Source organism: Brevundimonas sp. UBA5936 (genome assembly GCA_002430835.1).
Classification (GTDB): Bacteria; Pseudomonadota; Alphaproteobacteria; order Caulobacterales; family Caulobacteraceae; genus Brevundimonas.
In genome coordinates, this window is sequence record DJDA01000113.1 from 35,551 (window position 1) to 61,350 (window position 25,800).

Annotated in this window: 17 protein-coding genes and 1 other annotated feature; of the genes, 13 read left to right on the forward strand and 4 right to left on the reverse strand. The window is 64.6% G+C overall.

All coding sequences use genetic code 11. The features are described from left to right. Nucleotides 1-747 carry an SDR family oxidoreductase gene (locus B2Y21_RS11105; RefSeq protein ID WP_292059763.1) on the reverse strand — a complete coding sequence of 249 codons (747 nt, stop codon included), beginning with the start codon at nt 745-747 and terminating at the stop codon, nt 1-3. Between the two features lie 105 nt (nt 748-852). Between B2Y21_RS11105 and B2Y21_RS11110 the strand changes: the two genes are divergently transcribed. The 8 genes from B2Y21_RS11110 to B2Y21_RS11145 all read left to right on the forward strand — a co-directional run bounded on the left by B2Y21_RS11110 (nt 853) and on the right by B2Y21_RS11145 (nt 7,921). Beyond that, nucleotides 853-1,845, forward strand: coding sequence for a LysR substrate-binding domain-containing protein (locus B2Y21_RS11110; protein WP_292059765.1), 993 nt, complete (start codon nt 853-855; stop codon nt 1,843-1,845). A gap of 66 nt (nt 1,846-1,911) precedes the next feature. After that, a complete protein-coding gene (locus B2Y21_RS11115; RefSeq protein ID WP_292059767.1) occupies nt 1,912-2,247 on the forward strand; it encodes an ArsR/SmtB family transcription factor in 336 nt (111 codons plus the stop codon). A gap of 6 nt (nt 2,248-2,253) precedes the next feature. After that, on the forward strand, nt 2,254-2,676 hold the full coding sequence (gene arsC / locus B2Y21_RS11120; protein ID WP_292059769.1) for an arsenate reductase (glutaredoxin): 423 nt from the start codon (nt 2,254-2,256) through the stop codon (nt 2,674-2,676). Continuing rightward, complete coding sequence (gene arsB, locus B2Y21_RS11125; protein WP_292059770.1) at nt 2,676-3,761, forward strand: ACR3 family arsenite efflux transporter; 1,086 nt, start codon at nt 2,676-2,678, stop codon at nt 3,759-3,761. Before arsC ends, arsB begins: the two co-directional genes overlap by 1 nt. After that, nucleotides 3,761-4,201, forward strand: coding sequence for an arsenic resistance N-acetyltransferase ArsN2 (gene arsN2 / locus B2Y21_RS11130; RefSeq protein ID WP_292059772.1), 441 nt, complete (start codon nt 3,761-3,763; stop codon nt 4,199-4,201). The genes arsB and arsN2 overlap by 1 nt, the downstream gene beginning before the upstream one ends. Continuing rightward, complete coding sequence (gene arsH, locus B2Y21_RS11135; protein WP_292059773.1) at nt 4,198-4,944, forward strand: arsenical resistance protein ArsH; 747 nt, start codon at nt 4,198-4,200, stop codon at nt 4,942-4,944. Before arsN2 ends, arsH begins: the two co-directional genes overlap by 4 nt. Nucleotides 4,945-4,966: 22 nt before the next feature. Further along, nucleotides 4,967-6,208 (forward strand): chromate efflux transporter, encoded by a 1,242-nt coding sequence (gene chrA / locus B2Y21_RS11140; RefSeq protein ID WP_292059775.1) that lies wholly within the window; start codon nt 4,967-4,969, stop codon nt 6,206-6,208. A gap of 132 nt (nt 6,209-6,340) precedes the next feature. Further along, nucleotides 6,341-6,402 (forward strand) — a sequence feature (sul1 is cis-regulatory element that is thought to sense ions involved in sulfur or methionine metabolism; They are found in Alphaproteobacteria). A gap of 37 nt (nt 6,403-6,439) precedes the next feature. Then, complete coding sequence (locus tag B2Y21_RS11145; RefSeq protein ID WP_292059778.1) at nt 6,440-7,921, forward strand: SulP family inorganic anion transporter; 1,482 nt, start codon at nt 6,440-6,442, stop codon at nt 7,919-7,921. A 194-nt stretch (nt 7,922-8,115) separates the two neighbouring features. Here B2Y21_RS11145 and B2Y21_RS11150 read toward each other — a convergent pair whose 3' ends face one another. After that, complete coding sequence (locus B2Y21_RS11150) at nt 8,116-8,919, reverse strand: hypothetical protein (protein WP_292059779.1); 804 nt, start codon at nt 8,917-8,919, stop codon at nt 8,116-8,118. Nucleotides 8,920-9,034: 115 nt separating this feature from the next. Here B2Y21_RS11150 and B2Y21_RS11155 point away from each other — a divergent pair, with 115 nt between their 5' ends. Next, a complete protein-coding gene (locus B2Y21_RS11155) occupies nt 9,035-9,445 on the forward strand; it encodes a hypothetical protein (RefSeq protein ID WP_292059781.1) in 411 nt (136 codons plus the stop codon). 348 nt (nt 9,446-9,793) lie between these two features. On the opposite strand, the gene B2Y21_RS11160 is transcribed toward B2Y21_RS11155, so the two are convergent. Next, complete coding sequence (locus B2Y21_RS11160; protein ID WP_292059783.1) at nt 9,794-11,941, reverse strand: CHAT domain-containing protein; 2,148 nt, start codon at nt 11,939-11,941, stop codon at nt 9,794-9,796. Between the two features lie 488 nt (nt 11,942-12,429). Continuing rightward, nucleotides 12,430-12,840, reverse strand: a complete 411-nt coding sequence (locus tag B2Y21_RS11165) for a hypothetical protein (RefSeq protein WP_292059785.1) — start codon at nt 12,838-12,840, stop codon at nt 12,430-12,432. A 360-nt stretch (nt 12,841-13,200) separates the two neighbouring features. On the opposite strand from B2Y21_RS11165, the gene B2Y21_RS11170 reads away from it, so the two are divergent. The 4 genes from B2Y21_RS11170 (at nt 13,201) to B2Y21_RS11185 (ending at nt 25,446) form a co-directional block, all read left to right on the forward strand. Continuing rightward, a complete protein-coding gene (locus B2Y21_RS11170) occupies nt 13,201-15,519 on the forward strand; it encodes an AAA family ATPase (RefSeq protein WP_292059787.1) in 2,319 nt (772 codons plus the stop codon). Nucleotides 15,520-15,936: 417 nt separating this feature from the next. Continuing rightward, nucleotides 15,937-21,699: a DUF3320 domain-containing protein gene (locus tag B2Y21_RS11175; RefSeq protein ID WP_292059788.1), complete on the forward strand. Its 5,763-nt coding sequence runs from the start codon at nt 15,937-15,939 to the stop codon at nt 21,697-21,699. 4 nt (nt 21,700-21,703) lie between these two features. Then, nucleotides 21,704-22,828 (forward strand): metallophosphoesterase family protein, encoded by a 1,125-nt coding sequence (locus B2Y21_RS11180; protein ID WP_292059790.1) that lies wholly within the window; start codon nt 21,704-21,706, stop codon nt 22,826-22,828. Beyond that, nucleotides 22,825-25,446: an AAA family ATPase gene (locus B2Y21_RS11185; RefSeq protein ID WP_292059792.1), complete on the forward strand. Its 2,622-nt coding sequence runs from the start codon at nt 22,825-22,827 to the stop codon at nt 25,444-25,446. The genes B2Y21_RS11180 and B2Y21_RS11185 overlap by 4 nt, the downstream gene beginning before the upstream one ends. Nucleotides 25,447-25,800: the final 354 nt, after the last annotated feature.

Consider the following 25,800-nt stretch of genomic DNA (forward strand, 5'->3'; position numbering starts at 1 on the left):
TCACAGCTCCGCCCGCCCGCCGTCGACCACGATCTCAGCGCCCAGCATATAGCTGGACGCGTCACTCGCGAGGAACAGGACCGCCGCCGCGATTTCTTCCGGCCGGCCCATTCGGCCCAATGGAGCCTGCGCGCCGACGCGCTCGGCGTACTCGCGGAAGCTTTCCTCGGACTGGTCGGCACTGCGATGGATGGGCGTTTCGATCGAGCCGGGGCTGATCGCGTTGACCCTGATTTCCCGATCAAGAAGTTCGGCCGAAAGGGTGCGTGCGAAGGATCGAACTGCGGCCTTGGACGCCGAAAGGACAGCCCGTCCCGGCGCGCCCACCTGATTGAGCCAGGAGGTGTTGAGAACGATGGAGCCGCCCGCGTGCATCAGCGGCAGCATCGCCTGCACGCTGAAAAAGACGCCTTTCACATTGGCGTCCATGATGCGGTCGTAGGTCGCTTCGTCGGTCGTCACGACAGGCGTCCCCAGCGCTACGCCGGCGTTGGCGAACAAAATGTCCAGTCGACCGAACGATTCCTGAAGGGTTTTTCGCGCTCGAGCCAGGTCGGAGAGCGTCGCCACATCGCCTTGGATGGCGAGGACGTCCGGGCCGAGCTCAGCCTTCGCCTTGGCCAGACGAGCATCGTCTCTACCCATGATCGCTACGCGCGCTCCGTGCCCTCGGAACAGCCGTGCCGTCGCGAGACCAATGCCGCTTGATCCACCCGTGATCAGGGCGTGCTTGCCTTCAAGGTTCATGGGGCCCCCTTTCTTGGCCTCATGCTGCCCGTTCACGCCTCGCTTAGCGACGCAAACGACCCGCATCGAGGCGAAAGAAAATCTATCCCGTGGTATGCGTTATGAATGAGGTCTCTCACTCGGCTCAAATCCCTTCAGGCTCTAGACGCTGCAGCACGTCATGGCAGCTTCGTGGGTGCTGCAACCGAGTTGGGCGTGACGCCCGCCGCCGTAGGTCAGCTTGTCCGTTCGCTCGAAGACTGGGTCGGCTATCCCCTGTTTCACCGCGCGCGTTCGGGCGTGGAACGCCTCACGCCTACTGAAGAGGCTCGCGATGCACTGGATGACATTGCGGCCGGACTCGATTGCCTGGAGGCGGGGCTGCAGAAGCTGCGCGGTCGAAAGGCGCGGTCGATCGTCGTCGTGACGGCGTCCCAGGCGCTGGTGGCGAACTGGCTCCTGCCACAACTCACCGACTTCGCGACGAACCATCCGATGATCGACGTGCGCCTGGATGTCTCCGACCGCGTCATCGACCTGGCGCAGGGCGAAGCTGACATAGGCATACGCTGCGGCCTAGGCGCCTGGCCGGGCGTCGAAGCCAGATTATTGATGGGCGAAGAAATCATCGCCGTCTGTAATCACCGGCTGCTGCCGACCAGCCAGGAAGTCACCCCCGGGTGGATAGCGGAGCAAACCCTCATCCACGACGGAACGCCGCACCCCGACGGCGATTTCCCGACCTGGACGCAGTGGCTGACGAAAACGGGCGCCAACCACGCCCCTGCTGACCGCGGCTTGCGTATCAACTCGACTGCGGCCGTGATTAACGCGGCGATCGCCAGTCAAGGGATCGCGCTCGTCCGGCGGGCCCTGGTCGAGCAGGAACTGGAACGCGGCCGTTTGGTCCATCTTCTGCCCCATGTGCACTGGCCGGTTCGCTGGGCCTACTACGTCGTCACGTCTCGGCGGGCAGTGCAGCGCGGAGAGGTCAGAGCGTTCCGCGACTGGCTAGTTGGCACTCTAAGGCAGGCAACGAAGCGCGGGGAACAGTCTGACGACGGCCACTGGGTCAGGTCCGCGCCAGGAGCGGCCATCGGCTTCTCGAACGACAGCTGACATTCCATCCTCGCTTAGCGCTCCCAGCTTGATTGACGCCAACATCGATTCTATTATCCTGGAATTATGGAATCAGAAACCGCCATTCTCGCCCTCGCCGCCCTGGCCCAGCCCACGCGGCTGGAGACCTTCCGCCTGCTGGTCCGGCATGAACCCGCTGGCCTGCCCGCCGGAGAGATCGCGGACGCCCTGGCCGTGCCGGCCAACACCATGTCGGCGCACCTTGGTGTCCTGTCCCGCGCCGGCCTGATCAGTTCCGAGCGTCGAAGCCGCTCGATCATCTATCGCGCCGACCTGAGCCGCCTGCAGGTCCTGGTCGTGTTCCTGCTTAAGGACTGCTGCCAGGGCCGCGCTGAACTGTGCGAGCCGCTGCTGGCCGAACTCAACCTCTGCCGCGCCTGAGGCCTTATGAACGTCGTCATCTACCACAACCCCGCCTGCGGGACGTCGCGCAACGCCCTGGCCCTCATCCGCCACGTCGGGATCGAGCCGCATGTCATCGAGTATCTGAAGACGCCGCCCAGCCGCGCCATGATCATGGGGCTGGTCGAGCGCATGGGTGCCCCGCTGCGCAGCCTGCTACGCGAGAAGGGCGCGCCCTTCGCCGAACTGGGCCTCGGCGATCCAGGCCTGACCGACGACCAACTGCTGGACGCCATCGAAGCCCATCCGATCCTGCTGAACCGACCGATCGTCGTGTCGCCGCTAGGGGTGAAGCTGTGCCGACCGTCCGAAGCGGTTCTCGACATTCTGCCGCCTGAGGGCCTGAAGCCCTTCACCAAGGAAGACGGCGAAGTCGTCATCGACGCCGACGGCCGGAGGGTCCGCTGATGGTCGACGCGGCAATCACTGAGCAGCCGAAACGCCGCCTGTCCTTCCTAGATCGTTGGCTGACATTGTGGATATTCGCCGCCATGGCGCTGGGCGTGTTGCTGGGCACGCTTGTGCCGGGGCTGCCCGTCTGGATCGACGGCCTGTCGGTCGGGACGACCAACATCCCCATCGCCATCGGTCTGATCCTGATGATGTATCCGCCGCTGGCGCGGGTGAGGTACGAGGAACTGCCGCGCGTCTTCGCCGACAAGCGCGTGCTTGCCCTGTCCCTGTTCCAGAACTGGGTGCTGGGGCCGGTGCTGATGTTCGCCTTGGCGGTGATCTTCCTGCGTGACCAGCCGGAATACATGACCGGCGTCATCCTGATCGGACTGGCCCGCTGTATCGCCATGGTGCTAGCCTGGAACCAGTTAGCGCGCGGCGACAACCAGTATGTGGCTGGCCTGGTCGCCTTCAACTCGATCTTCCAGATCGCCTTCTTCAGCCTTTACGCTTGGCTGTTCCTGACCGTCCTGCCGCCCCTGTTCGGGCTGGAGAGCAATGTGGTGGATGTCAGCGTCTGGACCATCGCCGGCGCCGTCCTGATCTATCTGGGACTGCCGTTCCTCGGCGGCTTCCTGACCCGGCGCGCGCTGGTCGCGAGGAAGGGGAGCGACTGGTATGAAACGCGCTTCTTGCCGCGCATCGCGCCGATCACCCTGATCGCCCTGCTGTTCACCATCGTCGCCATGTTCAGCCTGAAGGGCGGCGAAGTGATCGCCCTTCCGCTGGACGCCCTGCGCATCGCCATCCCGCTGACGATCTACTTCTTCGTCATGTTCGTGGTCAGCTTCCTGATGGGGCGACTGATCGAGGCGGACTATCCGCGCACCACGGCCTTGGCCTTCACCGCCGCCTCCAACAATTTCGAACTGGCGATCGCCGTCGCTATCGCGGCGTTCGGGCTGGCCTCGCCGGTCGCCTTCGCCGCCGTCATCGGCCCGCTGGTCGAGGTGCCGGTGCTGATCCTGCTGGTGTCGGTGGCCCTCTGGCTGGGCCGCCGCTACTTCCCCGACACCGCCCCGAAGAAGGGCGCCTGCTGATGACCTTCAACACCGTGGAGCTAGCCGAGCCCACCTCCGATTTGATCGCTGCGCTGGAGGCCGCCGGACTGCCGACAGATGACCTCCATGAACTCGGTCGTTGCTTCTACCGCTTCGAGGTCGAAGGCAGGCCGATAGGCTACGGCGGACTGGAGCAGATCGGTCCCGACGCCCTGATCCGCTCCATTGTCGTCATCGACAGCCATCGCGGCGCCGGCCACGGATCAGCGATCCTGTCCTTGCTGGAGGCTGAGGCGGCGGGACGAAAAGCGTCCAGCCTCTACCTGCTCACGACCACGGCGGCCGCCTTCTTCCGGCGGCACGGCTACGTCGTACTGCCGCGTTCGGCGGCGCCGACCGCCATCGCCGCCTCACGCCAGTTCAGTGCCCTTTGCCCGACCTCGGCGGCTTTCATGTTCAAGGAGTTGCGTACCCAATGACCCGCCTTCGCGACCTGCCCGATCCCGACCACCTGCCCGCGCTCGACCCGGCCTACCTGTCCAGCCGCCCCGCGCTGGGTCTCGGTCCGAACGACCATCCGCCGCGCATCCTGCTGCTCTACGGCTCGCTGCGGGATCGGTCCTTTTCCCGGCTGTGCGTCGAGGAGGCCGCCCGCCTTCTGCGCTTCATGGGCTGCGAGACCCGCATCTTCGATCCGTCCGACCTGCCGCTGACCGATCAGGTCGCCTACGACGATCATCCCGCCGTCCACGAACTGCGCGAGCATGCCCTGTGGTCGGAAGGCATGGTCTGGAGCAGCCCCGAACGCCACGGCCAGATTTCGGGAATCATGAAGCTTCAGATCGATCACCTTCCGCTCAACATGGGCGGGATACGTCCGACCCAGGGCCGCACCCTAGCCGTCATGCAGGTCTCCGGCGGCTCGCAGAGTTTCAACGTGGTCAACACCTTGCGCCTGCTCGGCCGCTGGATGCGGATGATCACCATCCCCAACCAGTCCAGCGTCGCCAAGGCCTTCATGGAGTTCGACGACGACGGCCGCATGAAGCCGTCCAGCTACTACGACCGCATCGTTGACGTCATGGAAGAACTGGTGCGTTTCACCGTCATGACCCGTGCCCATGCCGGCCAGTTGGTGGACCGCTATTCCGAACGGAAGGCGTCAGGTCTGCCGATCGATGCGGCCAATGATCTGTCAGCGATCGCGATCAGGTCTGCGTAGCGTCAGACTGGATTGCTGGAGAATGGCCACGGAAATCAGCGGCGAATCCAAAGCAGCCCACAGACGCCCGAGCGCGCCCCTGGCCGGCTCGCCGGCAGAGGTCTTCGCGGTCTTCCTCAAACTCGGCCTCACATCGTTCGGCGGCCCCGTCGCGCACCTCGGCTATTTCCGGAACGAGTTGGTCTCGCGACGCCGTTGGATCGATGAAGCCGGATACGCCGACCTGGTCGCCATGTGCCAATTCCTGCCGGGTCCGGCCTCCAGCCAAACGGGCTACGCCTTGGGCTTGTGGCGCGCCGGCCCATTGGGCGGCGCTGCGGCATGGTGCGCCTTCACGCTGCCGTCCGCCGCGCTTCTGGTCTTGTTCGCCATGGGCGCAGCCTCGCTCAACGGGCCGGTCGGAACGGGTTTGCTTCATGGACTTAAGCTGGTGGCCGTGGCTGTGGTCGCTCAGGCGGTCTGGGGGATGGCCCGCACCCTGACCCCTGATTGGCAAAGAGCAGTCATCGGCCTAGCCGCTGTTGTAATCCTGATGTTGCTCGGCGGAGCGACCGGTCAGATCGTCGCCATCGTCATCGGCAGCCTGGCGGGGCTGCGCCTCTGCCAGACGACGAACGCCACATCAGCATCGACTCCAAGCTTTCCGATTTCACGGCGCGCCGGCGCAGGGGCCCTGGTCCTGTTCCTTCTGCTTCTGGCAGGCCTACCGCTCGCCTCCACGGCGACAGGCCTCCACGGCGTCGCCTTGCTGGACGTCTTCTATCGAGCCGGCGCCTTCGTTTTCGGAGGCGGTCACGTCGTTCTGCCCCTGCTCGAAGAAGGCGTTGTGCAGCCCGGCTGGATCGATTCCAATGGCTTTCTTGCGGGCTATGGCCCAGCCCAAGCCGTACCGGGGCCGCTTTTCACCTTCGCCGCCTATCTGGGCGCCGCCATGGAGCCTTCTCCGAATGGATTGGCCGGGGCCGCCCTTTGTCTAGTGGCGATCTTCGCCCCGGGATTGCTGCTGGTGACAGGCGTGCTGCCGTTCTGGAGCCTGCTGCGCGCCCGACCGGCGGCCCAGGCAGCGATGCGCGGCGCGAACGCAGCAGTCGTCGGCATTCTGGCTTTCGCCCTCTATACCCCTGTAGGAACCAGCGCGATCCTGAGTCCGATCGACTTCCTCGTGGCGCTGGCGGGTTTCGTTCTGCTGACGGTGTGGAAGTGCCCACCATGGATAGTCGTGGCGCTGACCGCCGCCAGCGGGGTCGCCTTCGCATTGATTTGAGACTAGCCGCACCTGTCGCGGGCGCCTGAAACAGTTCGCCGAACCCTCGTCGATGTAACCAAACCTCCTGCACGCCAAACAAGACGGACCTTGCATTCAGAGCCCCGTAGCGGCATGCATGCCGTCGTTCACCTTGGACTCGGCGCCCCTGGGCTGCCGGGTGGCTATCCCGTCCGCCGATCCGTCGGGAAACTGAGCCGCCGCATGCGGCTCGTCCAAATGAAATCCTGAATGTCCGTTATCGCATCCGCGCGCCAGCAATGGCTCGCCAACCCTCGCCGCGATTTGCTGGCGGGCACCGTCGTGGCCCTGGCCCTGATCCCGGAGGCCATCGCCTTCTCCATCATCGCCGGCGTCGATCCCGCCGTGGGCCTTTACGCCAGCTTCGTCATCGCCGTGACCATCGCTTTCGTCGGTGGGCGACCCGCCATGATCTCGGCCGCGACCGGCGCCATGGCTTTGCTCATGGTTACGCTCGTCCGTGATCATGGCCTGGAATACCTGTTCGCCGCATCGATCCTGTGCGGCGTCTTTCAGATCATCATCGGCCTGCTGAAACTGGGCCGCTACATCCGCTTCGTCAGCCGCAGCGTCATGACCGGCTTCGTCAACTCTCTGGCCATCCTGATCTTCCTGGCTCAGATGCCGGAACTGATCGGCGCCAACTGGCAGACCTTCGCTCTGGTCGGCGCCGCCCTGGCCATCATCTACGGCTTCCCTCGCCTGACCAAGGCCGTGCCTTCGCCCCTGGTCGCGATCGTCCTGATCAGCGGCTTCGTGATGATGACCGGTCTGGATGTCCGCACGGTCGGCGACATGGGGCAGATGCCTTCATCCCTGCCGATCTTCCATCTGCCGGCCATCCCGCTGACCTGGGAGACTCTCATCATCATCGCGCCGGTCTCGGCCACATTGGCCTTCGTCGGCCTGCTGGAAAGCCTGCTCACGGCGAACCTGATCGACGATCTGACCGACACGCCTTCTGACAAGGACCGCGAGACCCGCGGTCAGGGCATCGCCAACATCCTGTCACCCCTGTTCGGCGGCATGGCGGGCTGCGCCATGATCGGCCAGTCGATCATCAATGTGACCTCCGGCGCGCGAGGCCGCCTGTCCACGCTATGGGCTGGCCTCTTCCTCTTGTTCCTGATCCTGGTGCTTCAGGATTGGGTGGCGCGGATACCCATGGCGGCTCTGGTGGCGGTGATGATCATGGTGTCCATCGGAACCTTCGATTGGGGCTCAGTCCTGAAGCTGCGGTCAACGCCGTTTCAGTCGTCCATCGTCATGATCGCCACGACGGCGACCGTCGTAGCCACCCACGATCTGTCCAAGGGCGTCGTCCTGGGCGTGATCCTCTCGGCCGTCTTTTTCATGCGCAAGGTCGGTAAGACCGTGGTCGTCGAAGAGATTGAAACACCGGAAGACGGCGTGCTGCGCTACCGCGTATCTGGGCAGTTGTTCTTCGCCTCAGCCGATGTCTTCGCCGCAGCCTTCGAACACCACGGCAGCCCCAGGCGCGTGCAGATCGATATGACCGACGCCCACCTGTGGGACCTGACAGGTGTCGCTGCCGTCGACAAGGTCGTTTTCCGTTATCGGAAGCAGGGGGCCGAAGTCGAGGTCATTGGCATGAACGCTGATGGACAGACTCTGGTGGAGCGGGTGGGGCGTCACGACAAGAGCCACCTTCCCGTCGGGCTGTCGCTTTGATGAGCTCTCCTAAGAGGGTTCGTCATTCTTGCCCTACCGGAGGGGTTTTCGTCGGCTTATCGCCAGGTGTCCTCGCTTATCCGCGCTGATGTCGGCGACGCGCCAGGAGCGGTCATCGACTTCTCGACCGAGAGCGGACATTCACGGTCTTCCGACCGCACAGACGATGGGCTGAAGTTCGGTAGGCACTGAGATCAATCGAAGGGCCGGAGCGTAGGTACTTCGCCATCATAGATCGGCCGCATCACATCCCAGTCGCCTCGATGCGGCAAACGCTCCATGCGCGACGCATTTTGATTGCCCCAAGCACCGAGCATGCGGCCCATGAAATCGAGCTCGGCCTGCCGATCAAGCGATTTAAATACGTGAAGCTGCGGATAACCGGTGCGGTCACCAGGCATGGCGATCCGGTGGCTTTCGATGCTTGCCCAGACATTGGTGATGTGGGGGTATCCCCCATCCACGGCCTCGAAAGCAGATTTGAGCGTGTAGCCGATCGCCGCAGCGTCGATCATCGGCTCGGTGTCGTTCATCAGGATGAGAAGGCCGGCCGCGTCGGCGAGGTTGAGCCTCTCCTTGATCGCGGCGATCTGGTCATTTGCCTTTTGAAGATGTCGCCGTACCGCGCGCCCGGCCATGTCGACCATCATCTTCGCGATGGCTTCGCTATCCGGCAAGCTCTCGACGATCTTGGACACCCCCACCGTGCCAAAGACGATAGGCGCGTCAGCCTCCGCGAGGCGCGCCTTCAACCGCTGCTCGGTACGGTCAAGCGGACTTGCGTTGAGTGTCTTGAGTTCTGCGACGATCCGGCGGCCGCCGAGAAGATAGTCGGCCTTTGTCTGGGAGCCGTTCACTTGGGCGAAGGCGCTGCCATCCAAGGATTCGCTCGACGAATCCTGTTCGAGAAACGCGACCATGCGCGATTCCAGTCCACCGGGTGGCGTGTGCGCTGCGGCAAAGGCGAGGAGATCAATATAAAGATTATCGACGGCCATGCCTGACCATAACCCGCTGTGCAGCAGTTAGCTTGTGCCGTTTGAGCGCGTAGTTCCCGCCCTCGGTGCCAGCAGCGACTTTGAGGCAGCGCTGGAAAGCCGACGTTAAAGCCTGATGCTAGGACCCATCGAGCAAGCCCGCGTCGCGCAGAATCGAGCAAAGCTTCCAGCTTCAGAACTTCTGCGCGAGGATAACACGGTGACGACGACATCAGCTGAAAACGACGATCCGGTAGATCCCGATGTCGACTTCGAGAAGCTCAAGTCGGCTTCGCTCGCCTTGGCCGTGATCCTGGCGGAGGCCGCCAGCTCCCCGGACAAGCAGGCGGTCGTCGGCCTGGCCCAGATCGAAGGCATCTACGATGCGATCTCCGACGGTATGCTGGGCTATGCTTGGCTTCGGGATGAGGTCATCGGCGCGGAGCGCGGCAGCTCGCTGTTGGCGGATTTGGAAGCCGGCCTATCGGACGACGATCAACGACTACTGACCCGAATGTTTTCCACGCCAGGGTTGAGAGCCGACTGACACTCCAGCTGGCCGCCGATGTTGACCTCAACGAAGCGCCTGCTGCGATTTTATCGCCCGCCAGGCGACATGTGCTGTAGAGACGATCCTCTGGCATTCAAAAGGTCTTTGGAGGCCGGATCGATTTGACTGTCGACTAGACGACGGCCCGCACTCTCTCTGGGAAAACGTGCGAGCGGAGTAGCGGCGATGCGCCAGGAGCGGACGTTGACCAGCGCGCTCACACCAGACGTTCAGCGCCAGCGCCAGGATGTCCGCCCCCGATCTATGATGGACACCTTGGCAAGCCGTCTCAGCGCAGAGGCGAGCCGCGCCGCATCACCCCCGAGATGCGCCTAGATGTTACCTCTAGGTGAGAATCGCAGGGCAAGCCCAGTGGAGGAACCCTTTCATCCTGGCCGAGGCAAGGCGGTCGACGGCGGAGACCTGGCCGAGTGCCGTTTCGATGCGATCCACGACCCCGTCGGGATCACGGAGATCCACGATCGCGCCCTCGATCGCAGCCGAGGCGTCCTGGCCCTGGGCCAGTCGGCTCGCGGCAAGCGCCCCGAATGCCAGCGCGACGTGTCCATCCACCGCCCACTGCTGTCCGATGACCATCTGGGTCTCCCCCACGAGTTCTGGCCCAACACCGATCCGCGCCATCCCGCCGGTCACCTTCACCTCGGCGCCGCTGCAGACGTTCAGCACAAGGAGGCGGCGCCCGGATGACGGAACCGTCATCCGGCCGAGGTCTTCCCAGCTAAGTACAGCGTCGTAGTCGAACTGCAGGCCGCTCCTGGCGGCGCTGTGGGCGTCGAACTGGCCGTGGCCGATGACCCACAGGACGTCCGCATCGACGTCCTCATAGAAGGTGCGAAACTGGCCGGCGAGGTCACCTTCAGCCGGCGATGTGACCTCAACGTCGAAGCCGCCGGCCCGCCCCGCCACCGTGAGGCACTCCACCTCCGCCTCGGTCATATTGGTGTGGCCGGTCCAAACCGACATCCGGCGCAAGGGCCTGGGCTCCGCGGCCTGTCCAAGGGAGGCTTCGAGCGGAAGCATCCGGTCGAGCTGGCGCGCAATGAGGGCGGGCGCGGCGTCCCGCAGGGTTGGAAACGTCAGGATCGAACGCAGCCGGACCTCCGACGGAATATGCTCCGCGAGGACGTCCAGGCCATAGTGGTCCCGCACCGCGTCTTCGAGGCCCTGACTCGCGACGGCGACCGGCGTCCCCGCGCGGTCTTCGGACCAGCCAGGCGGAAAATGGGGTTCTGTGCCGCCGGTCGAACGCGCCTGGTTGAACGCCGCAGCCACAGCAGCGTTGAGGGGCTCGAGATCGCGATCCGGCGCGAACCAGGTGCCGCCCAGCCAGAGATAGGCCGTACCGTAGGCGTGAGTAGGACAGACGAACAGGACATCGCCGCTGCACCGCGCGGTGCCGGGCCGGGCATGCCAAGCGAACAGGACGTCGAGGAGGCCTTCGAGGTCGCCGAACCTGACCAGACGATGCACCAGTGGATTGATGATCTCGATGCGGCTCTCCAGGGTGTAGAGCTTCGGCGCGCCCATCTGTTCTGCCTGGCTCTCGATGTCCCGGGCCAGGCGATCGATCTCCGCCAGGATTTCGGCCCGGTCCCGGGCCCAGGTCTCGACAGTGTCCGCCCTCACCGCCATCAGCTGCAGACGTTGATGCTCGCGAAGCACGTCACTGTAGTTGTCGAGCAGCAACGCCGCCCACGCCGTCTGGGTGCGACCGGTATGATCGCCAGCTTGGGTGCAGAAGACCTGGCCCAGCACGGTCGCGTATTCTCGGGGTATGCGGTCCGATTCCCAGAGCGCCAGACAGAACTCCGTCAGCTCGGCGGTACGGGCATGATCCACATCGGCCGCCCAGCTGAGAATGGCTGCGGAGGCAAGGACCGTCGCCTCGTGGTCCGGCGCGCGCGCGATCCGAAATTTGATCATGTCCCAAGCGCTGTCGAAGTAACGCTGCGCCGCCTGTCCCAGTCCCGAGGTCGTCCGCGCCAGGATGTAGAGGTTGTAGAGCCACAGGGGCGTCAGATCGGTAGCGTGCTGGCCCAGGCGGCCGTCCGCCACGCCCGCGATCGGCCAGAACCCATAGCCGTTGTTGTAGGATTTTGACGGATCGTGATCGGGCGTGATGCTGAGATAGAACCAGTCGTGCGCCTGCCCTGAAAGGCCGAAGCCGGACGATGCGTTCAGGGGCGCCTGGCAGGCGATGAAGCGGATGAACTGGAGAATTCGCTCGTCACGTTCGTCGCCGGCGATCTCGACCTCGAGATCGCGCAGGTCCCCTACGATCGCTTCGCTCACGGCGAGCAGGGCGTCGACGCTCCCGGCGGTCGTCTGTCCTTCAAGGAGGGTGTCGATCGTCATGGCGATCACGTCCTCGCCCAAGGTCAGCGAAAACAGTGGCGGGACCAGGACGGCGGTTTCGGCGGTGGCGGCGTAGAAGCGTGGAAACGCCTCTCTGAAGGTTCGAAGCTTGAGCATAACGCCCTATGTCAAACCGGTGCCGCGCCGAACAGCCTCAGGCTGAAATTTCAAGCCCGGACTTGGGCCATGGATGGCAGACAAGACAGGCGTCCGCAGGGCGCGACTTCCCGTGCATTGATGCGAGTGTATGTACTCGTTGAATCCGAAAAATCCCAATACTCGCACAGTTCGGGTCACCCCATTACCGAACCTCCTGTCATGGACCATGTGGCGCGATGCCCGAAAGCAGGCCTTGCCAGCCGTCGAAATGAAGTTTTGCAGCAGCATGACGTCGCCGATGCGCCAACAGCGGTCATCAACTTCCTGCCAAGAAGTGGACCTTCGCGGCGTCAAAGATTTTCTTTCGCGATGACCGCTCCACGAACTGTGCCTGATCGCGCCGCGAACCGTCGCGTTGAACTGGTTCGCTACTGATCCAGGAGACCCGCCCCCCCCCCCCCAGATCGCGCGCCATGGAGCCGGGCCCCATTTGGCGCCCCGATCCCTCAGCGGTCGGGCTTCAGCTCGACACGCACCGCCAGGAAGGTCTCGGTTCCTCGATTATGGACGGCATGCAGGCCTTCGGGCGGTGACGAAGCGGCGCCGGTCAGCGCTTCTGCCGGCGCATCCATGCGACCGGTCTCCACCGGAAGGCCGTCCTTCAGTTCGTAGCTGATATAGGTGATGGGCTGAGCCTGTTCGAAGTACATGACGCTGGGCCATTCATGATCATGAACCGGCTCAGTCGCCCCGGCTTCAATCGCGACGCGCAACACGCGAACCGTTTCATTCTCGAGCAGAATTTGGTGGCTGTGCGGCGCAGCCGTCACGGCGTCGAAATTCTCCGCCTGCCGAGCCGTTGCGGGCGTAGCGAGGACGAGCATGAAAACTACGGATGCGAAGCTCTTCATCAACATCTGATCCGAACCCTCTTTGAAGCTTAATCGCTGGACAGCTAATGGCGCAAAGATCTGCTGATTGTAAAAATAAAATCAAACTTTGCGTCCAAGGTGATGGCGGTAGATGTCAGGCTAGACGAGTTGCCCTATTTCAGCAGTTTGCATACTTCACATTGCTTCGAGATATTAAGTACGCTGATGACGCTTCGTGCGCTGAGAGGAAAACGTCATCCGTGATCATGGCAGGTGATCATGGCGCATAACCGCCATAGATTTTAGCGCACAAGTTGCGCTTGTCGCGATCCTGAGTTGCCATTCGCGCGGCGGCGACGTTTATTCGGGCGAGACGTCGTCAAGACGCAACACGGGGGAGCGGACTTGCTCGAGGATATTCGGATAAACCAAACGGCCACCTACCACGGGCCGCCTCAGGTCATGACGGGACTTCGGCCCGTCAACTTCATCTTCGGCACGAACGGCTCGGGCAAAACCACGATATCGCGCGTGATCGCCGACCCAGCCGCCCATCCGTCTTGCGAGGTTGCGTGGAAGAAGGACCGCCCCCTTCTGACGCTAGTCTACAATAGCGATTTCACCACCCGAAACTATGGCGCTCGGCTGAGGGGCGTGTTCACCTTGGGCGACACCTCAGCAAAGGCGATCGCCGAAGTCGAAACCGCGCGTAAAGCCGTCGAAGACCTTCAGGGCGAAATCACCACCCTGGCCGGAGTGCTCGGGCGCGACGACACGGTAGGCCGTCGCGCCGAGCGCGCAATGTTGCGGACAAGGTTCGAAACGGAATGCTGGGAGATCAAGGCGGAACACGACGCACACTTCGCGGGAGCCTTTGAGGGGATAAGAACATCAAAGGCCAAATTTTGCGACCGCGTCCTTGTCGAGGCCGCCCGTAGCACCACTCCGCTCTATTCCGTAGACGAGCTCAAGACCCGCGCGACGGTCGTATTTGGCGACATCGCCGCACCCATGACATCGCTCATAACGCCCGATGAGAACGGCCTTCTCGAACTCGAGACTGACCCTATTCTCGCAAAAAAAGTCGTGGGCAAGGAGGACATCGACGTCGCCGGCCTGATCAAGCGACTGGGCAACAGCGATTGGGTTCGCCAAGGCCTCGCCTACGCCCAGTCCGAAGCCCCCTGCCCCTTTTGCCAAAAGCCGTTGGACGATGCCCTCCACAGTCAGCTGACCGAGTTCTTCGACGAAGCCTACGAGGCCGATATCGCCGCGATAGCACGTGTCGAAGCCGCCTATCAGGACCGAAGCACCCGCTTGCTCGCATCCGCCCAAACCGCGCTGGACACGCCGTGCACCTATGTCGACCGTAACGCCCTCGCTGCCCTCGTCGATCGGCTGGCAGCACATATCGCGCTTAACCTTCGACATCTGGAGCGGAAGAGAAAGGAACCCAGCACGCCGGTCGCGCTTGATCCCATCGCTGAAGCCTACACGGCGGTCCGTGCCGCCGTGGACACCGCTAATGTACAGATTGCGCGTCACAATGCCTTGATCGCCAATATCAAAACCGAACGCGCGACGCTGACGAACGAAATCTGGCGCCGATTGATCGAGGATCGCAAGGCTTCGATCCTGGCCTATTCGACGGCCAAGGGGCGGCACGACGCAGCGATCGAATCCATGGGAAAAGCGCTTGAAGGAAAACAGAACAAGCTAAGCCAGGCGATGAGCGTCCTGGCTGCCCTGGAAAAGGGCGTTACGAGCGTGAAGCCGACGGTCACCGCGATAAATGCAACCCTAACCTCCTTCGGTTTCACAAGCTTCAAACTCAATACCGCTGGCGACAAGGAGGAGTTTTACGAGATCGTCAGAGGCGACGGAACCGACGCGCGCGATACCTTGAGCGAAGGGGAGCGCTGTTTCGTCACTTTCCTCTACTTCTATCATCTCGTGCAGGGCGCGACGACGGCCAGCGGCGTCACAACGGACCGGATAGTGGTCATTGACGACCCAGTGTCCAGCCTGGATAGCGACGTCCTGTTCATCGTGAGCGCCTTGATCAAGAGGCTCCTTGCGGAGGCGACGGACGGCAAGGGCCGCATCAAGCAAGTCTTCGTGCTCACCCACAACATCTACTTCCACAAGGAAGTCACCTTCGACACCAAACGATCGCAGCGAGACGCCCTGAAGTCCGAGACCTTCTGGACTGTACGCAAGGTCGGCGATCTGTCTACGCTGCAAGGGCACGAGACCAATCCGATCCGGACCGGCTATGAGCTATTGTGGGAAGAGGTACGTGATCCGAGCCGATCCCTGTTGACCATCCAGAATGTCCTTCGCCGCATTCTGGAGCACTACTTCACCATCCTCGGTGGAGTTGACCGGGACGATATCGTTGGCAAGTTTCAAGGCAAGGATCAGATGATCTGCGGATCTCTGTTCTCCTGGATCAACGATGGCTCGCACAACTTCGCCGATGATCTCTATGTCGCTGCGGACAGCGCCACAGTCGACCGCTATCTGGCCGTGTTCAAGGCCATCTTCTACCGCAGTGAACACGGCGCTCACTATCGGATGATGATGAAGCTGCCGCCCGACACCGCTGAACAAGACGTTCATCATGCCAGTGAGCAGACCGAGGCGGTCGAGCTGATGGCGGAAGCGGGACTTCCGGCAGCTGACGGCCATGAACCAGACATGCCGCCTGCGCCCGCGCTCTGAATATGCACCTAGCCGGAATCCTCCTGTTCCTCACCGCCCTGGCGACCCGTCGGCGCTTCCAGATCAACTGAGCGCGCCCTCCCCGAGGTGAAATCACCGCTCCCCGCCGCCCCAAGCGCTTGGCTAAAACCGCTGGACGGGACAACACTTCCGGTTGCATCCGTTCAGCGGTTAGACCTTTGTTATATCAAGCCCGCCTAGCTTGGCCGTGGTTTTCCAGGGTGGAACAGAATGACATTTTTGGTTGATTCAGACGTTGACGCTGATCGCTCGGACGCTGGCGCGCCATCAGTCAGGATTGTCGCCGACATATCGAACAGCTTCACCTATGCATCCTACCAGAACGCCATTCCGGTCCTCCGGTCGATCGTGATCGAAAATCCCGGTTCCGGTCACTACGCGCCGTGCAAGGTGGAAGTGACGTCGAGCCCGGCCTTCCTGCGCCCCAAGACCTGGCAGATCGATCGCCTGGCGCCGGGCGACATCCTGCCCCTATCAGACCGTCGAGCGGAACTGGACGCCGGCTACCTGGCGGGTCTCAACGAGGCGGAGCGAGGCGAGATCACGGTCCGGCTGACCTGTGGCGAGGAGGTTCTCGACGAACAGGTTATCCCTGTGCGCCTGCTCGCGCGCGACGAATGGGGCGGGGTCTCGGACATGGCCCAACTCCTCCCCGCCTTCGTCATGCCGAATGATCCTGCCGTGTCGCGCGTCTTGCGCAAGGCCGCCGAACGCCTGGTCGAGCACGGCCATCCGAGCGGTCTGGACGGCTATCAGACGGGAGACCCCAAACGCGCCTATATGCTGACCGCCGCCATCTATTCGGCCGTCGCCTCCATGGGCGTCTTCTACGCCGAGCCGCCGGCGAGCTTCGAGCATCGCGGACAGAAGGTTAGGCGGCCGACCACGATCACCGAGGAAGGACTCGCCACCTGCCTCGACACGACCCTGCTGTTCGCCGGAGCGCTCGAAGCCGCAGGCCTTCACCCTGTCATTTTGATGTTCCGCGGCCATGCCGCCCTGGGTGTCTGGCTCACGCAGCGCACCCTCGCCAACACCATCGAGACGGACCACATGGAGGTCCGCAAGGCGCTGGCGTCGAACGAACTCATCGTGTTCGAGACCACGGGCGTCACGCACCGACCCGCCATGACGCTCGAAGCCGCGCAGAACGCGCTCGCGCCCTGGTTCGCCGAAGAAAAGGCGGAGGCCTTTGTCGCCGCGGTGGATGTGCGACGCGCCCGCAGCGGCGGGATCACGCCGCTGGCGTCCCACGACCCCATGAAGAAGGGGCCCGTCGACCAGGACGACAGCGTGCCGGTCGCGGATCTCGCCTTGCCGGCGACCCCGACCTTCACCGCGCTTCCGGCCGATGCGGTGGAGCAGAAGCCGACCAGCGCGGCCGGCCGGGTCGACCGATGGCAGAAGAAGCTTCTGGACCTGACGCTTCGCAATCGCCTGCTCAACTTCCCTCCGACCAAGAAGACCATCCCCTTCCTCTGCCCCGACGTCGCCTATCTGGAAGACCGCCTGGCCGGCGGCGCCTCGTTCCAGATCATCTCCTTACCGGAACAGAACCCCCTAGGCGAACGCGACCCCGCCCTCTATCGCGAGGTCCACGGCCGCGACATCCAGCGCAGCTTCGCCGCCGAGGCCCTGATTCGCGACGAGCTGCCGTCTCCCCTGGATCAACAACAGCTCCTGGCCCGCCTGATCGACCTGCATCGTCAGGTGCGCAACGACATGGCGGAGGGCGGCGCCAACACCCTCTTCCTGGCCGTCGGCTTCCTCCGCTGGAAGAAAAAGCCCGAAGACGAGCGCAGCTATCGCGCGCCTCTGCTCCTCGCGCCCGTCAAACTCGAGCGACGCAGCGCGAGTTCCCCGTTCCGCATCCGCTTCCACGAAGACGAGCCCCGGTTCAACTCGACACTGCTGCAGTTCCTCGAGCGCGAGTTCGACCTCAAGCTCCATGGATTGGCGGACCTGCCCTTCGACGACAACGGCATCGACGTCCCCCGCCTCCTGGCCTCGGTCCGGGCGGCGGTTCGGGACGTGCCCGGTCTGGAAGTCGTGGACGAAACCGCCCTCTCGACCTTCTCCTTCGCCAAATTCCTGATGTGGAAGGATCTCGTCGAGCGCACCGACGCCCTGCGCGAGAACCGCGTGGTCCGACACCTCATCGACAATCCGGAGCAGGCGTTCGCGCCGAGCGACGGCGTCGCCGCCTTCCACGAGGAGCGCGACCTCGACCGTGTCTACAATCCCGCGGACATCGTCTGCCTCCTGCCGTCGGATTCTTCCCAGACCGCTGCGAGCCTGGCCGCCGCCGAAGGCCGCGACTTCGTGATCGTCGGCCCTCCCGGCACCGGCAAGAGCCAGACGATCGCCAATATGATCGCCAACTGTCTGGCCGTCGGAAAAACCGTCCTGTTCGTGGCGGAAAAGACCGCCGCGCTCGACGTGGTCTATCGCCGTCTGCGCGAACACGGCCTGGGCGACTTCTGCATCGAACTCCATTCCAACAAGGCCGACCGACGCCGCTTCCTGGCGCAGTTGAAGTCGGCATGGGAGAATAGCGGCAGCAACGACCGTCAGGCGTGGGTCACCGTTAATGAGCGTCTCCAGCTCCGCCGCGACACTCTGAACGCCTATGTCGAGGCGCTCCACAAGCCCTATCCCAACGGCTGGAGCGCCTATCAGGCGCTGGGGATCGCCTTGAAGGACAAGGATCTGTTCGCGCCCCGACTGGACTGGCCCTCGTCAAAGGTGCATGAGGCCGCCGCCCTGTCGCGCCTTGAGGCGGCCGCCGCGGAAGTCGGTCAGGTCTTCACGGCTGTGGAGCGTCGCCCCGCCCTGGACCTGGTCGACATCAGCGAGTGGAGCGCCGCAAAGCAGGACGAACTGCTCGCCGCCGCACGCGCCCTTCACACCTCGACCCAGGTGCTCGGCGACGCCCTTGACGCCGTCCGGACCGGCCTGGCCCTGGCGCCCGTCGATTTGCCGATCGAGGACGAGATCAACGGGCTGAAGGGCCTCAGCATCGCCTTGCAGGACAGCCGCCAACGCGACCTGTCCATCGCCTTCCATCCGGACTACGCTCGCGCAGCTGAAGATCTGAACAAGCTGAGGAGCGCCATCGCCGCCTATCGTCTCCAGGAAGGCGAGATCAAGGCCGGCTTCAGCCAGACCGCCGTTCGCGATCTCGACCTTGACGTCCTGGACCGTCAGTGGCGCGAGGCCACGGCCTCCATCTGGCCCATGTCGGCGCTCGGACGTCGCAAGATCACACGCCTTCTGCAGGGCTATGCCGAGCAGGGCGTGGTCCAGCCCGACCATGATCTGTCTCGCCTGCGAGCCATGAAGATCCAACTGGCGGAGATCGACGCCAGTCCGCTCAAGGGTCGCCCCCTGCCATTCCAGGGCCTGGAGACCGACATCGACGCCGCCGCTTCGCTGATGCAGGGCGCCAGCGCCCTGCGCAGCGCCCTTCGGCTGCCCGGGTGCAGCGAGGCCGATATCTCCGCCCTGAGCACGCGGATCGCCGCCAACCTGCGCGACGACGGGCAGCAGACGCAGGTCATCGCTTCTGGCGAACGCCTGCTGGCGGCGATTGAAGGCTTCACAGCGGCGCGAGACCGGTTCTCCGCCGCCGCCGGCGCTCCGGTCCAGTTGGAAGCCGGGCCCCAGGGGCTCGCGGCGCTCGCCGCCCGGCTTGATGAATTGATCGAGGCCAAACCCCTGCTGCGCGACTGGTCCACCTGGCGTCAGGCGCGTAACCGCGCGGTTGGCCTGGGCCTCGGCGCGGTGGTCGAGGCGCTGGAGAGCGGCGACCTGGAGCCCGACCAGACACAGTCCGCCTTCCGGCTCGCCTATGCTCGGTGGTGGCTCCCGAACGTGCTGGACTCCGACGTCGTGCTCAGGGATTTCCGGCGCTTCCAGCATGAGAACATGATCAGCGAATTCCGCGAGATCGACGATCTCGTGCGCAAGCACGCCGCCCAGCGCGTCATCAGCGCCCTCGCCCGCGACCTGCCGCCGGTCCAGAGCGTCGCGCGCAACTCCGAACTGGGCCTGCTGCGCCACCAGATGGAGCTGCAACGCCCCAGCCAGTCCATACGCGACATGATCAGCCGGATGCCGAACAACTTCGGCAAGCTCGCGCCCTGCATGCTGATGTCGCCCCTGTCCATCGCCCAGTATTTCCCGCCGAACCAGTCGCTGTTCGACGTGGTGATCTTCGACGAAGCGTCGCAGATCACGACCTGGGACGCGGTCGGCGCGATCGCCCGCGCCCGTCAGACCATCATCGTAGGCGATCCCAAGCAACTGCCGCCCACCAACTTCTTCGGTCGCAACGAAGAGGAGGACGACATCGAGGATCACGAGAAAGATCTCGAAAGCATCCTCGACGAGGCCAAGGCGTCCGGCATACCGGTCCGCGACCTGCGGTGGCACTATCGCAGCCGCAGCGAGTCTCTCATCGCCTTCTCCAACCACCACTACTATCAGAACCGGCTGGTGACCTTCCCCTCGCCCCAGGTCGACGACCGCGCCGTCAAGCTGCGCAAGGTGCCCGAGGGCGTCTATGATCGCGGCAAGACCCGCACGAACCGGATAGAGGCCCAGGCTGTCGCCGATGAGGCCGTTCGACGCATGCGCGGCTGGCTGGCCTTGCCCGAGCAGAGCCGCCCGACCCTCGGCGTCATCACCTTCAACGCCCAGCAGCAGGCTCTGATCCTGGACCTGCTGGATGCGGCGCGCCGCGACGAACCCGAACTGGAATGGTTCTTCGCCGAGGAGCGTGTCGAGGCGACCATCGTCAAAAACCTCGAGAACGTCCAGGGCGACGAGCGAGACGTCATCCTGTTCTCCATCACCTTCTGGAAGGACGCCGCCGGAAAGCTGACGATGGACTTCGGCGCCCTGAACCGGGACGGAGGCGAGAAGCGCCTGAACGTGGCGGTGACCCGCGCCCGCCAGGAACTGGTGGTCTTCTCGGGCTTCACCGCGGACCAGATCGACCCGACACGCACCAAGGCGCTCGCCGTCCATCACCTCAAGACCTTCCTCGACTTCGCCGAGCGGGGCAGCGTCGCCCTGGCCGCCCAGGACAGCGGGTCGATGGGCGGGTTCGACTCGCCCTTCGAGGAGGCCGTGGCCGCCCAGCTGGAGCGACGCGGCTGGCAGGTCGTGCCGCAGGTCGGCATGTCGGGCTTCAGGATCGACCTGGGCATCCGCCACCCCGATCTTCCCGGTGCCTACCTGGCCGGGGTCGAATGCGACGGCGCGACCTATCACAGCGCCGCGACCGCCCGCGACCGGGACAAGGTGCGCGAACAGGTTCTGCGAGGCCTGGGATGGAACATCCTGCGCGTCTGGTCCACCGACTGGTGGTATGACGCCGACGGTTGCGCCGAACGCCTGCACGAGGCCCTGGACCGACTTCTCGAGGACTGCCGCGGCAGCCGGGCGGTCGACGAGCAGGTCACGGCCCACTGGGACATGGGCCATGAGGTCGAAGACGTGGTGGAGATCCGCGACGACGACGCCGCATCCCTGGACGACGATCTCGCGCCTCCGTCCGGCGTGGAGACGACCGAGCTGGTGTCCGGCGAGACGACGGACACCCTCTCCGCCCCGGCGGCGTCCCGGCCCGACGCCGCGTCTTCCGGCCTCTACCGCCTGACGGACCTGGGACACTTCCCCATAGATCCGGACGCCTTCTACGAGTTCGGTTATCGCAGCACGCTTCAGGCCATGATCGACCACGTCGTGCAGACCGAGGCGCCGCTGCGCACCGACATCCTGTGTCAGCGCATCGCCCGCGCTCACGGCTGGTTGCGCACGGGCGGCCGGATCCGCGAGCGTATCGAGATTCACCTGCGCAACTTCGACCGCACCATCGAATCCAGCGGCGAGTTCCTCTGGCCGTCCGCCGCCGTCAGGGATTTCCTGCCTTATCGCCGGCCGGCGGACGAGGACGCCCGTCGCGCCATTCCCGACATTCCTCTGGCCGAACTGGCCCAGGTCGTCAGGGATCATACGGGCCTCTTCGACGAGCCGGACCCGGCGAGGGAACTCGCGCGCCTGCTGGGCGTCGAGCGCCTGGCCGCCGGATCTCGCGCCCGTCTGGAAGAGGCTCTGATCCGCAGTCAAACCCCTGCGCCGATAGAGGGCTGACCTCGTGTTTCGCTTCATCCACTCCAGCGACCTTCATCTCGGCAAGCGTTTCGGCGGCTTCACGGGCGATCTGCCGGGTCGTCTCCGGGAAGCGCGCCATGGCGTTCTGGGACGGCTCGCCGTCCATGCCCGCGAACAGGAGGCCAGCGCCGTCATGCTGGCCGGCGACACCTTCGACACCGAGACCCCGGCGTCGGATGTGCGGCGGCAGGCCCTGACGGAAATGGGCCAGCACCCCTCAATCCGCTGGGTGCTGTTGCCGGGCAATCATGACTCCCTGCAGGCCGCGGAGCTCTGGAGCCGCATGGCGGCGGAAGCGCCGCCCAACGTCACCCTGGCCCAGCAGGCCCAGCCCCTCGAACTCGCCCCCGACGTCTTTGTCCTGCCGGCCCCCTGCACGACCCGCCGCCCCGGACGCGACACCACCGAATGGATGGACGCAGCCCCCACCCCGACCGGCGTTTTGCGGATCGGACTGGCCCACGGTGCCATCCAGACCTTCACCGAGGAGGGGTCCGGCGAAGACGTCATCGCTCCTGATCGCGCACGCCGGTCCGGTCTGGACTATCTCGCCCTGGGCGACTGGCACGGCGCGATGCAGATAGACGACCGAACCTTTTACAGTGGCACGCCCGAACCCGATCGCTTCAAGCATGACCGTCCCGGCGAAGCCCTTCTGGTGTCCTTGAACGGCGTCCAGGCCCTGCCCCGGATCACCCCGCTGACGACCGGTGCCTTCCAGTGGCGCACGCTGGACCTGCAGGTCCTGTCGCAGGACGACCCGGTCGAGATCCTGCGCAGCCTCATTCCCGAACCGAACCAGAGACGCCAGACCCTGGCCCGGGTCCTGGCCTCCGGCCATTGCCGTCTGGCGCGCCATGCGGCGCTTGTCGCCCAGGCTGAAGACCTGTCGCCCGACTTCGCCTGGTTCGAGCTCGACATGGACGGTCTCGCCCTCGAGCATGACGTCGACGACCTCGACGACATCGAACGGAGCGGCGCCTTGCGCGTCGCCGCCGACAGCCTGTTGAGTGACGCGGACGACACCAGCCTGTCGGCCGCCGAACGCGCCGTGGCGGGCGCCGCCCTCGCGCGTCTCTATCGCCATGCGCAGGAGAAGGCGTCATGAGGCTCGACGCCCTGAGACTGTTCAACGTCAAGCGCTTCGCAGACACCGGCGTATCGATCGAAGGCTTCGGCGAGGGCGTCAACGTCCTGTGCGCGCCCAACGAGGCCGGCAAGTCGACCAGTTTCGAGGCGCTCAACGCCCTCTTTTTCGTCAAGCATTCCAGCACCGCGACCGACGCCCGGGCCCTGCGTCCCTACAGCGGCGGAAACTGTCTGGTGGAAGTCGACGTCACGACCTCCGAGGGACGCTATCGCCTCACCAAGCAGTTCTTCGGCCGTAGCCACGCCAAGGTGCTGGATCTCGCCACGAACCAGATCCTGCGCCAAGCGGACGAGGCGGAGACCTTCATCTCGGATCTGGTGCAGGGCGGATCCGGCGGACCGGCGGGCCTGCTTTGGGTCAAGCAGGGCGTCACGGGTTGGGATCGCCGCCCCAAAGCCGAGGAGGACAACGAAAGAAGCGCCAGGACCAGCCTGCTGCAATCCGTGCAGGGCGAGGTCGAGACCATTACGGGCGGCCGCCGCATGGCGGATATCCTGTCTGCGACCGCAGCCTCTCGCGCAGAACTGGTGACTGCCACGGGCCGCCCCAGAGCGGGTGGAAAATATGCGGCCGCCATCGACCTGCGCGATCGGCTTCACGCCGAACTGCAGCGTCTGGACGCGGAGGTGCAGGCGTTACGTGACGCCCTCGACCGTCGCACCACCGTCCAGCGCCGCCTTGCGGAAATCGAGGCTCCGGAGGAGCGCCAGGCGCGCCTGGAGGCGGTCGCCGCCGCCGAAACGGCCTTTGAAGCCGCGCGTCTGCAGCATGAAGCGCTCAAGACCCGGGAGGCAGAACTCAACCTCGCGACCGAGCGCCGGAGCGTCGTCCAGAGCGAGCATGATCAGCACCGGGACGCGCTTGCCAGACTGGCCGCCTTGTCGGCTGACCTGCAAGCCGCCCGAAGCCGTCACAACGAAACTGTGGGACGTCGTTCGGCCGCCGGAGACGCCGAAAAGACATCGCGCGCCGAAGCCGATCAAACTGAGCAGGCGGTCGTCGGCGCCCGCGCTGCGCTCGACCAGGCGGATGCCGCGCAAAGGGCGCGCGACACCGTCGCGCGCAGCCAGGCCCACAGGGACAGCCTCGCCCAGGCGATCGACATCAGAAGCGAGATCGAGGCCCTGACTGCAAGGATCGCCGCGGCCAAGGTGCCGTCCAGCGCCATCCGGGATCTCGAGGACCTCGACGTCCAGATCGTCCGCCTCACCGCCCTACGCGACGCTGCAAGGCCATCGGTCACGGTCGAGTATGAAGCCGACACCCCGGTGCGGCTCCAACTGGAAGGACAGGATCTCGCCGGCGGCGAAGACCATGCCTATGACGGTCATGCGACGCTGATTGTCCCGAGCATAGGCCGGGTGCATCTGCGGTCGAATCGCCCGGACGATCCGGGACAACTGACCGCCCTCGAAGACGCGCGGCGCGCCCTGCTGGCCTCTATCGGCGTGGCAGACGTCGACGCCGCGCGCGCGCGTCAGACCCAGGCCCAGCATCTGGAGGGCCTGCTCGGCGTAGAAAAGGCCAAACTGGCCGTCCTGGCGCCCGAGGGGATCGACAAGCTTCAAGAGATCGTCGCCAGTGACGAGGATATCGATCCCGGCCTGCTTGACTTGGATCTGGATCGGGACGCGCTCCAGGCGGCCTATGAGGAGGCCGTCGAACGGCGTCGCTCGGCCGTGAACAGCCTCGGCGAATGCGAGACGATCCGTTCCGCTGCGGACGCCGCCTATGTCGCCGCCCAGACCGCCTTGGCAAGCCTTGAGGCCCAGGAGAGCCAGATCGCCGGGGTCTTGGGTCCGGTCGATGCCCGTGAAGCCCGTCTCGAGGCCCTGGCCGACCGGCTGGCCCTGCTGCAGCAAGGCCAGGCCGAGGCCCAGGAGCAGGTGGACGCGCTCCGCACGCGCGCTACGGACCTGGTCATCGCCGAGGCCGCCCTCAGTCGGGTCCGGTCTGTCAAGGACGCCGCCGAACTGGAGATCGGCGGTCTGCGCGAGGAAAACGCCGCCCTGAACGCCCAGATCCGCACCCGTTCCGACGAGGCCGTCGAAGAAGACCGGAACGAAAAGGCGGAGGCCCTGGCCGCCGCCACGGCCCGCGTCGCAAGTTTCGAGCATGAGATCGCCATTCTCGACCGGCTGCATGGCGCGCTGGAGGCAGCCCGGGCCGAAGCCAAGGAGCTCTATCTGACGCCGGTCATGAACGAGCTCACCCCCCTGCTCTCCCTGCTGTTCGAAGACGCCGCCATCGCCTTTAATGACCAGACCCTCCTCCCCGAAACCCTGATCCGCAAGGGGCTGGAAGAAGAGGTGGCCTGCCTGAGCGGCGGCATGCGCGAGCAACTCTCCATCCTGACGCGCTTGGCCTTCGCCCGCCTCATGGCCCGGGACGGCAGGCCGGCTCCAGTGATCCTGGACGACGCCCTGGTCTATTCCGACGACGACCGCATAGAGCGCATGTTCAATGCGCTCCACATGCAGGCGCGTGATCAGCAGATCATCGTCTTCTCATGCCGACAGAGAGCCTTCCAGAAGCTTGGAGGCGCCGCCCTGCAGATGACGGCCTGGACGCCCTAGGCTTCACCTGACCTGCCGGGCCGCTTCACCACCGCCGCCCCTCAACGGTGAACAACTTCAGCGGGTCGGCAAGGGTAAAGACGACGCGCGACGCGTCCGATGGCGAGGCCAGCAGCCGCCCGATAGCAGACCTTGCCAACCGCCGCGATGAGTCAAAAGCCGTACTGGAATAGGCTCCCGAGTCCCGTCGAGTTCAGCACTCGCGATCTGCTGCGAGAAGTACAGGGTGAAGACCTCCCCCACGGCTGAAGACCTCGAGCGCCCTGGGGACATCCACCGCCAGCTCCAGAAACTCATGGTCGGGTTCCACCCTGCGGCCACGGCCATGCCCCATTCTTCGCCGCCATAGCCGCC